Genomic DNA, 11851 nt, shown 5'->3' on the forward strand with positions numbered 1-11851 from the left:
CAAGGTAAAACGTAACTTTAACCAATAAAAAGCATGGTAGTTTTGGACACTACCGGAGAGAAGAAGGAGGAAAATATATGGGAAGCTATGTGCCGAACACCCAGGAGGAACGGCAGGCAATGCTTGAGGCCGTCGGCTATGCGTCTATGGACGACCTGTTCCGGGATATCCCGGAGGAGGTGAAGCTGAAGGGCGGACTGAACATACCTGAAGGGCTTTCTGAGCTGGAAGTGAAGAGAAAGATGCAGTCCATAGCTGCAAAGAACAAAGTGTTCCCCACCATCTTCCGGGGGGCGGGGGCCTACCGCCACTACATCCCGGCCGTGGTGGGCAGCGTGACATCCAAGGAAAATCTGCAGACTGCCTACACCCCCTATCAGGCGGAGATCAGCCAGGGAATCCTGCAGTCCATCTTTGAATACCAGACCATGATCTGTGACCTGACCGGGATGGATGTCTCCAACGCCTCCGTCTATGACGGCGCTGAAGCCGCGGCAGAAGGAGTGGCCATGTGCAGAGAGAGGAAGCGCGGCAGGGCCTGCATATCCGCCGCGGTCCTTCCCTGCATCCTTGAGACGGTAAAGACCTACTGCTTTGGGAACGGGATGGAGCTGGAGGTGATACCGGAAAAAGACGGTGTGACAGATGTGGAGTGGCTGAAGGCACACCTGGATAAAGAGACAGCCTGCGTCCTCATCCAGCACCCCAACTACTACGGGAACCTGGAGCCGGCAAAGGAAATCGGCGAGGCAGTCCACCAGGCGGGGGCCAAATTCATCATGAGCGTGAATCCCATCTCGCTGGGTATCCTGAAGACACCGGCCGAGTACGGGGCCGATGTGGCGGTGGGAGAGGGGCAGCCTCTGGGACTTCCCCTCGCCTTCGGCGGACCCTACCTGGGCTTTATGGCCGCCACCAGGGCCATGATGCGCAAGCTGCCGGGCAGGATCGTGGGACAGACGAAGGACCGGAACGGAAAGACCGGCTACGTGCTGACCCTGCAGGCAAGGGAGCAGCATATCCGCAGGGAGAAGGCATCCAGCAACATCTGTTCCAACCAGGCCCTCTGCGCCCTGGCGGTGGGCGTCTACCTGACAGCCATGGGAAATGAGGGGCTTGAAAGAGCCGCCTCCTCCTGCCTGTCCAAGGCCCACTACTTTGCAAAAAGGCTGGGAGAGGCGGGCTTTGAGCTGGAGAACAGGGGCGGGTTTTTCCACGAGTTCGTGACCGTGTCGGAGAAGGAGTCCGGCCGGGCGCTGCAGGCCCTTGAGGGGCACGGCATCCTGGGTGGACTTCCCCTGGACGACCACCGGATCCTCTGGTGCTGCACGGAGATGAACACAAAAGAAGAGATGGACGAGGCAGTCCGCATCCTGAAGGAGGTGTAAGGCATGTTAGTATTTGAAAAGAGCAGACCAGGCAGAGGATGCCCTGCGCTTCCTCCCTGCGATGTGGAGACCGTGAGCCTGCCGGAGGGGGACAGACGGGGGAAGGAGCTCCACCTGCCCGCCCTGTCCGAGGTGGAGATCTCCCGGCACTACACGGAGCTTGCAAGGAAGACCCACGGGGTCAACGACGGTTTTTATCCCCTGGGCTCCTGCACCATGAAATACAATCCCAGAGTCAACGAGGCGGTGGCCTCCCTTCCCGGATTTACCGAGATCCATCCTCTCCAGGGAGAGGACACGGTGCAGGGCTGTATGGAGGTGCTCCACCTGGCGGAGAAATATCTGTGTGAGATCACCGGCATGGACCGTATGACCTTCCAGCCCGCGGCGGGAGCCCACGGGGAATTTACCGGGCTTCTCCTCATCAAGGCCTACCATGAGAGCAGGAAGGATGGAAAGAGGACGAAGATACTTGTTCCCGACTCGGCCCACGGCACCAACCCGGCCAGCGCGGCCATGGCAGGCTACTCCGTGGTGACCATCCCCTCCAACGCGGAGGGATGTGTGGACATCGGGAAGCTGAGGGAGGCGGCCGGCGATGACGTGGCGGGCCTGATGCTGACCAATCCCAACACAGTGGGACTGTTTGATAAAAATATCCTTGAGATCACAGATATCGTGCACAAGTGCGGCGGACTGTGTTATTATGACGGGGCGAACCTGAATGCGGTCATGGGCACTGTGCGCCCGGGGGACATGGGCTTTGACGTGGTCCATCTGAACCTCCACAAGACCTTTTCCACGCCCCATGGAGGTGGCGGCCCGGGAAGCGGTCCGGTGGGCTGCAGGGAGCTGCTGACAGATTTCCTTCCATCCGTTCTCGTGACGGGGGAGGACTGCTGCCGGTTTGAGAGGCCGTCCCGGAGCATCGGGGAGATGAAGAGCTTCTACGGCAATTTCCTTGTGGTGGTGCGGGCCCTCACCTACATCCTCACCCTGGGGAGAGAGGGCATCAGGGAGGCCAGCCAGAACGCAGTGCTGAACGCCAACTACATGAGATGCGCCCTGAAGGATCTGTACACCATGGCCTATGACGAGACCTGCATGCACGAGTTTGTCATGAGCCTCGCGGACCTGAAGAAGGGGACCGGCATCTCGGCCATGGACATTGCCAAGGGACTGCTGGACAACGGCATCCACCCGCCGACTATGTACTTCCCCCTGATTGTGGAGGAGGCCCTCATGGTGGAGCCCACGGAGACCGAGTCAAAGGAGACGCTGGACGATGCCATCCAGGTGTTCCGCAGCCTGTATGAGCTGGCGAAGACAGATCCGGAGAAACTGCACGAGGCGCCTGTCACCACGCCGGTCACAAGGCTGGACGAGGTGGAGGCGGCCAGACATCCGGTCCTCACCTATGATTTCGGAGCAGAGGGAGAAGCATGATCGACACCATCAGATATACAGAGAGCGGGCAGTTTGTGCCATACCACAATCTGGCTGTGGAAAAATATCTTCTGGAGACCTGCGGCGAGAGGGAGTGCATCCTGTATCTCTGGCAGAACCAGAGAACGGTCGTCATCGGGAGGAACCAGAATGCCTGGAAGGAGTGCAGGGTGAGCCGCCTGGAAGAGGACGGCGGGTATGTGGCCCGCCGGCTCTCCGGAGGCGGTGCTGTCTACCATGACCTGGGGAACCTGAATTTTACTTTCCTTGTGAGAAAGAAGGATTACAGCGTGGAAAGGCAGACCGAGGTGATCCTGCGGGCGGTCAGGGCCCTGGGCATCCCTGCGGTCCGGTCGGGCAGGAACGACCTTCTGGCAGACGGGCGGAAATTCTCCGGGAACGCCTACTATGAGCAGGGAGACTACTGCTATCACCACGGTACGCTGATGGCGGACGTGGACAAGGAGGTGCTGGGCAGCTATCTCACGGTGAATAAGGAGAAGCTGAAGTCCAAGGGTGTGGACTCTGTCCGCTCCAGAGTGGCCAACCTGCGGGAATTTGTCCCGGACCTGACTATAGACAGGCTGAAGGCAGCACTGCGGCAGGCCTTTGAGGAGGTGTACGGCCAGAGGAGCACTCTCCTGACAGAGGAGGAGCTGGACGGGGAGAGGCTGAAGGCCGACGAGGAATATTTTGCATCCTGGGAGTGGAAATTCGGGCGCAGGCTGGAATTCCAGTTTGAGCTGTCTCACCGGTTTCCCTGGGGGAGCCTCTCTGTGGAGCTGAAGGTGGATCAGGGAAAAGTGACAGACGCGGCGGTCTATTCAGACGCCCTGAAGCCGGGGCTTATCCTGGCTCTTCCCGACTGTCTGAAAAACGCCAGGTACAGCAGGAAGGCCCTCTGCAGGCAGCTTGGCCTGCTCCACCCGGCCGACCCGGCTGAGGCAGAGATGCTGCGGGATGTCATCCGGTGGGTCGCGTCGGAGGAGATATAGGGAGACAAAAGGAGAAGAGGATATGGAAGAAAGATTCGATCTGATCATCATAGGCGCGGGGCCCGGGGGCTATGTGTGCGCCATCAAGGCCGCAAAGCTGGGGCTGAAGACGGCCATTGTGGAGGAGAGCCGGGCGGGGGGGACCTGCCTGAACCGGGGCTGTATCCCGGCCAAGGCCATGCTCCACGCCTCCGGACTCTACCGGGAGATCCGGCAGGCGGAGCGGTTCGGGGTAAAGGCAGAGGGAGTCAGCTTTGACTTTGAGAAGATCCTGGCCTACAAGGAGGAGACCACAGACCAGCTGGTGCAGGGAGTGGAGCAGCTCCTTAAGGGAGGCGGCGTGACCTGTCTGGCGGGCAGGGGAAGGCTCCTCCCGGGAAGACAGGTGGAAGTGGAGAAGGACGGAGAAAAGCAGGTGTACCAGGCGGAGCAAGTGGTGCTGGCGGCCGGCTCAAGACCTGTCATCCTGCCCATCCCGGGCATGGATCTGCCTGGTGTCCTGACAAGCGACGAGCTCTTTGCGCTGCGGGAGGTGCCTGAGAGCCTGATCATCATAGGGGGAGGCGTCATCAGCGTGGAGTTCGCCACCATCTATTCCTCCCTTGGCTGTAAGGTGACGATCCTGGAGGCCATGCCCCGGCTGGTGCCAAACATGGACAAAGAAATCTCCCAGAACCTGAAGATGATCCTGAAGAAGAGAGGAGTGGATATCCACACGGGAGCGGCAGTCCGGTCTGTGGAAGAGGCGGCGGGCGGACTTGTCTGCCGGTTTGAGGAGAAGGAAAAAGAGCAGTCCGTCTCCGGACAGTATGTGCTCTGCGCCGTGGGGAGACGGCCCGCCTCGGAGGGACTTTTTGGGGAGGGCGCAGTCCCGGATATGGAGCGTGGCCGCGTTCTCGTGGATGACAGGTTTGCCACGAGCATCCCGGGCGTCTACGCCATCGGGGATATGATCCCGGGCGCACAGCTGGCCCATGCTGCCAGCGCCCAGGGCATGGTGCTGGCGGAGCTGCTGGCAGGACAGGAGCCCTCTGTGGACCTGGCGGTGGTGCCGGGCTGCGTGTACACGGAGCCGGAGATCGCCTCGGCGGGGCTGGACGAGGAGACCGCCAAAGGGGAAGGGATCCCTGTGCGGACAGGCAAGTTCATCATGAGCGCCAACGGGAAATCCCTCATCTCAAAGGAGGAGAGAGGCTTTATCAAGGTGGTCGTCCATGAGGAGACAGAGGAGATACTGGGCGTGCAGATGATGTGCGGCCGGGCCACAGACATGATCGGCGAGTTTGTCAGCGCTATCGAAAACCATCTGACGGCTTCCCAGGTGCTCCGGGCCATGCGTCCCCACCCCACCTACAATGAGGGCGTGGCGGAGGCGTTGGAGGAGCTGAAGGGCGGAGCCATCCATGTGATGCCCAGAAAGAAGAGATAGCAGAAGAGCCAGAGAGAACAGACAGAAGGACAGAGACAAAAAGAGAAGGAGAAAGACTATGATGATGCTGGAGATGAAGACTACGGAGTTCCTTGAGGAGCTGTCTTCCAAGGCCCCCGTGCCTGGGGGAGGGGGAGCCTCCGCCGCTGTGGGAGCCTTCGGGGCTGCCCTTGGCATGATGGTGGCGAACCTGACTGTGGGGAAAAAGAAATACGCGGCAGTGGAGGAGGAGATCCTGGCGGCCCTGGAGGAGCTGGGGAAGCTGCGGGACAGGCTGGTCGCCCTGACAGACCGGGACGCCCAGGCCTTTGAGCCCCTGTCCAGGGCCTACGGGCTCCCGAAAAATACAGAGGAGGAGAAGGCTGCCAGGGAGAAAGTCATGGAGTCCGCCCTTTACGACGCCAGCGTGGCCCCGCTGGAGATCATGGAGACCGTGCTCGCCTCCATGGACCTTTTGGAGGTCCTGGGGGAGAAGGGCAGCAGGCTGGCCTTAAGTGACGTGGGGGTGGGCATCCTCTTTGCCCAGGCGGCCCTGGAGGGAGCCTCCTTAAATGTCTTTATCAACACACGGCTCATGAAGGACAGAGGCCGGGCGGAGGAGCTGAACGGCCGGGCTGACCGGATGATCGCGGAGGGCCGGGGGAAGAAAGAGCGTATTTACAGCCAGGTGCTCCAGAGTGTAAAATAGAGCGGTACCGATCCGGAAGCCTGACGGCGGACGGACGATATGCGGAAGCAGCATGCAGACACAACACAGGAGGGACAAAAAGATGGGAACAGTGATGTTGGGAACCGAAGTGGCGAAGGCCATGAAGGAGCGCCTGATACAGAGGACAGAAGCGCTGAAGGAGAGGGGGACAGAGCCAAAGCTGGCCATCCTGCGGGTGGGGGCAAGGCCGGACGACCTCTCCTATGAGCGGGGAGCAAAGAAACGGATGGAGCTGACGGGCATCGGATGCCAGGTGACAGAGCTTCCGGAGGACGTCTCCCAGAGGGAGCTGGAGGAGGCGCTGGAAGCGCTGAACAGGGACCCTTCCGTACACGGGATCTTAGTGTTCCGCCCCCTTCCCGGGCATCTGGACGAGGAGCCCCTAAAGAGCCTTATCGACCCGGTCAAGGACGTGGACTGCATGAGCCCTGTCAATATAGCGAAGGTCTTTTCCGGGGACGACAGCGGCTATGCGCCCTGTACGCCGGAGGCGGTGATGGAGATGCTGGACCACTACGGCATTGATCCAAAGGGAAAGAAGGTGACTGTCATCGGAAGGAGCATGGTGGTGGGCAAACCCCTGGCCATGCTGCTCCTTAAGCGGCACGCCACAGTCACCATCTGCCACACCCGGACAGAGGACCTGACAGGCACCTGCCGGGCGGCGGACATACTCATCGCTGCCGCCGGAAAGGCGAAGATGGTCACAGCCCCCATGGCAGGGGAAGGCGCTGTGGTGGTGGACGTGGGCATCAATATGGACTCGGAGGGAAATCTGTGCGGGGATGTGGACTTTGAGGCGGTGGAGCCAGGGGCCTCCTTTATCAGTCCTGTCCCCAGGGGCGTGGGGAGCGTCACCACATCCGTGCTGGCACAGCACGTGGTCCGGGCGGCAGAATCCCTGAGTGGACAAAGCAGAGTGTAAACAATATCATATAGTCAGCGCATAAAGGAGAGGGACGCTCCAGGCAGCCCGGTTGGATTTGACAGGGCTGCCTTTTCCATGTATAATTACTAATAAAGTTAGCAATTTGACACGGCAGAAGAAAGGAGACGATTATTGAGCAAAAAAGGCAGTACGACTTATTCAGAAGAATTTCACAAGGCAGAAGTAAGAGAAAGACTGAAGGAGAGATTAAAAGAAAAGCTGAGAGAGGCTGTCAGCGCGGTGCTTCCCATCATCGTGATCGTGATGGCGCTGTGCTTTACGATTGTTCCGGTTTCAACGGACACTATGCTGGAATTTCTCGTTGGAGCAGTGATGCTGGTGATCGGGATGATGTTTTTTACCCTGGGGGCCGAGATGGCCATGACTCCCATGGGAGAGAGGGTGGGAAGCAGTATGACCCGCTCGAAGAAGCTGTGGGTGATGGTTGTCCTGGGCTTCATCCTGGGGTTTGTCATCACAGTGTCGGAGCCGGACCTTCAGGTGCTTGCAGAGCAGGTCCCGGCAGTCCCCAATATGGTCATCATAGTTGCCGTGGCGACAGGCGTGGGGATTTTCCTTGTGGTGGCGTTCCTGAGGATCTTGTTCGGCATTCCCCTTTCCCGGATGCTGGTGTTCTTTTACATTATTGTGTTTGCCCTGGCAGCAGTTACGCCGAAGGCCTTTCTTGCGGTAGCGTTTGACTCGGGTGGAGTGACCACAGGTCCTATGACAGTTCCCTTTATCATGGCACTGGGTATCGGTATATCTGCCATCCGGAGCGACCGCCACGCGGCGGACGACAGCTTTGGCCTGGTGGCTCTTTGTTCCATCGGTCCCATCCTGGCCGTGCTCATACTGGGGCTGATCTATGAGACGGACGGGGGAGCCTACAGCATGTCCTCGCTCACGGGGGTGGAAGACTCCGTTGAGCTTGGAAAACTATTTTTACACGCACTTCCGGAATATTTTGGAGAGATCGCAGTTTCACTTCTACCAATCGTTGTTTTTTTCGGATTGTTCCAGATTTTTTCACTGAAATTGAAAAAACGTCCTCTGATCAAAATATTGGTGGGACTTTTCTATACGTATATAGGTTTAGTGCTGTTCCTGACAGGAGTGAACGTGGGATTTATGCCTGCAGGAAATTATCTCGGACAGATGATCGCATCTCTGTCCTACAAGTGGATTATCATACCGATCGGAATGCTGATCGGCTACTTTATCGTTATCGCCGAGCCGGCAGTGTACGTGCTGACAAAGCAGGTAGAGGAGCTGACGGATGGAGCCATTGAAGGCGGCGTCATGAAGACGGGTCTGTCCATCAGTGTGGCTGTCTCAGTAGGTCTTGCCATGCTGCGTGTGCTGACAGGGATCTCCATTTTCTACCTTCTTGTACCGGGCTATCTGGTGGCCATCGTGCTGTCGTTTTTCGTGCCGAAGATCTTTACGGCTGTGGCTTTTGACTCGGGCGGAGTGGCCTCCGGCCCCATGACGGCCACCTTTCTTCTGCCTTTTGCCATAGGGGCATGTACCTCCGTGGGCGGGGATATCGTGGCGGACGCTTTCGGCGTGGTTGCCATGGTTGCCATGACACCGCTGATCACCATACAGGTGATCGGACTGATCTACAAACTGCAGGCAGGACACGCGGAAGCGGCAGCGGCGGAAGGCCAGGTTACATCCCTGGAAGCGTACGCGGATGACGCGATTATCGAATTGTAAAAGAGGGCTGAATTATGAGTGAAGTATATATGATGGTGACGATCACTGACTGGAAAGAGGCGGCCGTGGATTTTCTGGAGTTTTACCAGGCAAACCATGTGGACGCCAACATGGTCACTCTGGGAAGGGGAACGGCAAACAGTGAGATGCTGGATTACCTGGGGCTGGAGGAGTCGGAGAAGACAGTGATCCTGAGCGTTGTGACGGGAGAAGTGTGGAAGACGCTGAAAAAAGGGCTGCGCCAGCAGTTCAAGATCGATATCCCGGGGACAGGCATTGCCTTTACTGTGCCTGTCAGCAGTATCGGTGGGAAGAGAGAGCTTCTGTTTCTTCTGGATAACCAGAATTTTGAGAAAGGTGAGGAGACGGTATTGAAGGATACAGCACATGAACTTTTGATCGTAATTGCAAACCAGGGGTACAATGAGATGGTGATGGCCGCGGCCAGGAGCGCCGGGGCTGCGGGCGGCACTGTACTCCACGCCAGGGGAACCGGCATGAAGAGAGCGGAGAAATTCTTCGGGGTTTCCCTTGTCTCCGAGAAGGAGCTGATCCTGATCGTGACAAAGACGGAGAATAAGAACGCCATTATGCAGGCTGTCATGCAGCAGGCCGGTATGGATACCAAGGCAAAGGCCATTATATTCTCTCTGCCGGTGACAGACACGGCGGGACTGCGGCTTGTGGAAGAGGAAGAAGCAGACGAGTAGTCTGACAGAATAAAACGCTGCCCGGGGCAGACGGATGGAAATCCGAGCCCCGGGCAGCGTTCTTGTGTTTCACACAGTGTTTAATCGCATTCGCATGTATTGCTTTTAAATATCTAAATGAAATTGCCGTTTATATAAATAAAAGGTACATCTTATTCCGATTAATGTTTTTCAGTTACAGCTTGACAACATTGACAGCCTGCGGTCCCTTTGTACCTTCGGTCACATCAAATTCTACTGCCTGGCCTTCTTCGAGGGATTTGAAACCATCCATCAGAAGTCCGGAGTAGTGAACGAAGATATCATTCCCTTCTTCGTCTGAGATGAAGCCATAGCCTTTCTGGTTGTTGAACCACTTTACAGTACCTTTGTGCATATGCTACCTCCATACCAATTGAATAAAAAATAAAAGGTTCATAAATCTACAGAATTGTCTGTAAATTTACTCTGACAGCGTAGCATAAATCTTTGAAAAAGTCAATTGATATGACAGAAATATACAGAAAATTCCCATAAAACAAATATTCAGCTGTACAATTCGGCTTGTATCTAGGGGGCAAATCATTTATAATGAAAAAGTATCTATTGAAGGAACTGTATTGGATAAAAGAATGCTGAATAAAGGAGGAAAAGTACATGGGAGGACTTTTCGGTGTGGCGTCCAAGAAGGACTGTATACTGGAGTTGTTTTACGGGGTGGATTACCACTCTCATCTGGGAACAAGAAGGGGCGGCATGGCCGCTCACGGGAAGGAAGGATTCTGCAGGGCGATCCACAATATAGAGAATTCTCCGTTCCGCACGAAGTTTGAGAGAGATGTGGAGGAGATGAAAGGAAATCTGGGGATCGGATGCATTTCGGACTATGAGCCCCAGCCGCTTCTCATACAGTCCCATCTGGGCAGTTTTGCCATTGCCACGGTGGGTAAGATCAACAACCTGGACGATATCCTGGACAACGCATACAGAGAAGGACATTCCCACTTTCAGGAGATGAGCGGAGGAATGATCAATGCCACAGAGCTGGTGGCGTCCCTGATCTGCCGGAAGAGTTCTTTTGCGGAGGGGATTCGCTATGCCCAGGAGACCATCGACGGTTCTCTGACCATGCTGATCATGACAAAGGGCGGAATCTATGCGGCCAGGGATCTGATGGGGAGAACACCCCTTGTAGTGGGCAGAAAAGAGGGCGCTTACTGTATTTCCTTTGAGAGTTTTGCCTATATCAATCTGGGCTACAGCGATTACAGGGAGCTGGGGCCCGGGGAGATCGCCTATATTACGCCGGAGGGTGTGGAGACGGTGCTCCCGCCGGGAGAGAAGATGAAGATCTGCTCCTTCCTGTGGGTGTACTACGGCTATCCGACATCTTCCTACGAGGGAGTCAATGTGGAGGCCATGAGATACAGATGCGGAAGCATGCTGGCAAAGCGGGACTGCGGAACGGTGCATCCGGATATCGTGGCTGGTGTCCCTGACTCCGGAGTGGCCCACGCCATCGGATACTCCAACGAGTCCGGCATTCCCTATGCCCGGCCCTTTATCAAGTACACGCCTACTTGGCCCCGGTCCTTTATGCCCCAGAACCAGAGCCAGAGAAATCTCATCGCCCGTATGAAGCTCATACCGGTGCGGGAGCTGATCGAGGATAAGAAGCTGCTCCTCATTGACGACTCCATTGTCAGAGGAACTCAGCTGCGGGAGACCACAGAGTTCCTGTACAAGAGCGGTGCAAAGGAAGTGCATGTGCGGCCCGCCTGCCCGCCTCTTGTGTACGGCTGCAAATACCTCAACTTTTCCCGGACAAAATCGGAGCTGGAACTGATCACCAGGCGGGTAATCCGGGAGAAAGAGGGGGAGAACTGTCCTAAGGAAGTGCTGGAGGAGTACACAGATCCGGATTCCTGCCGCTACGCGCAGATGATCGAAGCGATCCGCCAGGAGCAGAATTTTACAACTCTCAGATATCACCGTCTGGACGATCTGCTTGCTTCCATTGGCATAGAGCCGTGTAAAGTATGTACGTACTGCTTTAACGGAAAAGAGTAGCCGCGGGGCAGAGTGCAAGATGAAGATATCGACAAAGGGCGTCTACGCCATGGAGATTGTGACAGACCTGGCTCTGCATGCAGGGGAAGAACAAAAGGAGAGCCTGGGAAATATTGCAAGGCGCAGAGAACTGTCAGAAAAGTACCTGGAGAGGATCATAAAGGCGCTGAAGGAGAAGGGCATTGTGGAGAGCGTGCGGGGAGCCAGAGGCGGGTACCGCCTCCTGGTATCCCCGGAACAGCTGACGGCGAGAATGGTGCTGCAGGCTGTGGAAGGCCCGCTTGCTCCCGTGGGCTGCCTGACAGGGGAGACAGACTGTCAGATGGACTGCGATGTCTGCCCTACCAGACCGCTGTGGCAGGAAATGTGGGACTGCATTCTGGATGCGGCGGATCAGGTGACGGTTGCTCATATTCTTGAGGAGACAAAGCGGAAAGAAAAAAGAGAGATTGACAGGACAGAGCAGATATAGTAT

General features: G+C 56.7%; 11 protein-coding genes. 10 read left to right on the forward strand and 1 reads right to left on the reverse strand.

The genetic code is table 11. The annotated features are described in order from the left end of the window. Nucleotides 1–77: 77 nt before the first annotated feature. The 8 genes from gcvPA (at nt 78) to Q5911_RS06665 (ending at nt 9327) form a co-directional block, all read left to right on the forward strand. Nucleotides 78–1388, forward strand: coding sequence for an aminomethyl-transferring glycine dehydrogenase subunit GcvPA (gene gcvPA, locus Q5911_RS06630; RefSeq protein ID WP_281725389.1), 1311 nt, complete (start codon nt 78–80; stop codon nt 1386–1388). Nucleotides 1389–1391: 3 nt separating this feature from the next. Beyond that, nucleotides 1392–2834 carry an aminomethyl-transferring glycine dehydrogenase subunit GcvPB gene (gene gcvPB / locus Q5911_RS06635; RefSeq protein ID WP_281725388.1) on the forward strand — a complete coding sequence of 481 codons (1443 nt, stop codon included), beginning with the start codon at nt 1392–1394 and terminating at the stop codon, nt 2832–2834. Beyond that, a complete protein-coding gene (locus Q5911_RS06640) occupies nt 2831–3829 on the forward strand; it encodes a lipoate--protein ligase (RefSeq protein ID WP_303181876.1) in 999 nt (332 codons plus the stop codon). The genes gcvPB and Q5911_RS06640 overlap by 4 nt, the downstream gene beginning before the upstream one ends. A gap of 22 nt (nt 3830–3851) precedes the next feature. Beyond that, nucleotides 3852–5258: a dihydrolipoyl dehydrogenase gene (gene lpdA / locus Q5911_RS06645; RefSeq protein ID WP_281725386.1), complete on the forward strand. Its 1407-nt coding sequence runs from the start codon at nt 3852–3854 to the stop codon at nt 5256–5258. Nucleotides 5259–5319: 61 nt separating this feature from the next. Beyond that, nucleotides 5320–5946 carry a cyclodeaminase/cyclohydrolase family protein gene (locus tag Q5911_RS06650; RefSeq protein ID WP_303181993.1) on the forward strand — a complete coding sequence of 209 codons (627 nt, stop codon included), beginning with the start codon at nt 5320–5322 and terminating at the stop codon, nt 5944–5946. An 82-nt stretch (nt 5947–6028) separates the two neighbouring features. Beyond that, on the forward strand, nt 6029–6892 hold the full coding sequence (locus tag Q5911_RS06655; protein WP_303181879.1) for a bifunctional 5,10-methylenetetrahydrofolate dehydrogenase/5,10-methenyltetrahydrofolate cyclohydrolase: 864 nt from the start codon (nt 6029–6031) through the stop codon (nt 6890–6892). 198 nt (nt 6893–7090) lie between these two features. Then, the gene (locus Q5911_RS06660; RefSeq protein ID WP_303181996.1) at nt 7091–8617 is read left to right on the forward strand and encodes a DUF1538 domain-containing protein; all 1527 of its coding nucleotides are present in this window, start codon (nt 7091–7093) and stop codon (nt 8615–8617) included. Nucleotides 8618–8631: 14 nt separating this feature from the next. Beyond that, on the forward strand, nt 8632–9327 hold the full coding sequence (locus tag Q5911_RS06665; RefSeq protein ID WP_226394598.1) for a P-II family nitrogen regulator: 696 nt from the start codon (nt 8632–8634) through the stop codon (nt 9325–9327). 175 nt (nt 9328–9502) lie between these two features. On the opposite strand, the gene Q5911_RS06670 is transcribed toward Q5911_RS06665, so the two are convergent. Then, nucleotides 9503–9703: a cold-shock protein gene (locus Q5911_RS06670; protein ID WP_076776781.1), complete on the reverse strand. Its 201-nt coding sequence runs from the start codon at nt 9701–9703 to the stop codon at nt 9503–9505. A 260-nt stretch (nt 9704–9963) separates the two neighbouring features. On the opposite strand from Q5911_RS06670, the gene Q5911_RS06675 reads away from it, so the two are divergent. Then, nucleotides 9964–11376 (forward strand): amidophosphoribosyltransferase, encoded by a 1413-nt coding sequence (locus Q5911_RS06675; RefSeq protein WP_076776783.1) that lies wholly within the window; start codon nt 9964–9966, stop codon nt 11374–11376. A 19-nt stretch (nt 11377–11395) separates the two neighbouring features. After that, nucleotides 11396–11848 (forward strand): RrF2 family transcriptional regulator, encoded by a 453-nt coding sequence (locus Q5911_RS06680; RefSeq protein ID WP_303181887.1) that lies wholly within the window; start codon nt 11396–11398, stop codon nt 11846–11848. Nucleotides 11849–11851: the final 3 nt, after the last annotated feature.

It is taken from the genome of Lachnoclostridium phocaeense (genome assembly GCF_959599685.1).
Taxonomy (GTDB): Bacteria; Bacillota; Clostridia; order Lachnospirales; family Lachnospiraceae; genus Claveliimonas; species Claveliimonas monacensis.

What these genes read in the sequence shown, in the direction of transcription:
- gcvPA (WP_281725389.1), top strand. Translation starts at nt 78, where the DNA reads ATGGGAAGCTATGTGCCGAACACCCAGGAGGAACGGCAGGCAATGCTT.
- gcvPB (WP_281725388.1), top strand. Translation starts at nt 1,392, where the DNA reads ATGTTAGTATTTGAAAAGAGCAGACCAGGCAGAGGATGCCCTGCGCTT.
- Q5911_RS06640 (WP_303181876.1), top strand. Translation starts at nt 2,831, where the DNA reads ATGATCGACACCATCAGATATACAGAGAGCGGGCAGTTTGTGCCATAC.
- lpdA (WP_281725386.1), top strand. Translation starts at nt 3,852, where the DNA reads ATGGAAGAAAGATTCGATCTGATCATCATAGGCGCGGGGCCCGGGGGC.
- Q5911_RS06650 (WP_303181993.1), top strand. Translation starts at nt 5,320, where the DNA reads ATGATGCTGGAGATGAAGACTACGGAGTTCCTTGAGGAGCTGTCTTCC.
- Q5911_RS06655 (WP_303181879.1), top strand. Translation starts at nt 6,029, where the DNA reads ATGGGAACAGTGATGTTGGGAACCGAAGTGGCGAAGGCCATGAAGGAG.
- Q5911_RS06665 (WP_226394598.1), top strand. Translation starts at nt 8,632, where the DNA reads ATGAGTGAAGTATATATGATGGTGACGATCACTGACTGGAAAGAGGCG.
- Q5911_RS06670 (WP_076776781.1), bottom strand. Translation starts at nt 9,703, where the DNA reads ATGCACAAAGGTACTGTAAAGTGGTTCAACAACCAGAAAGGCTATGGC.
- Q5911_RS06675 (WP_076776783.1), top strand. Translation starts at nt 9,964, where the DNA reads ATGGGAGGACTTTTCGGTGTGGCGTCCAAGAAGGACTGTATACTGGAG.
- Q5911_RS06680 (WP_303181887.1), top strand. Translation starts at nt 11,396, where the DNA reads ATGAAGATATCGACAAAGGGCGTCTACGCCATGGAGATTGTGACAGAC.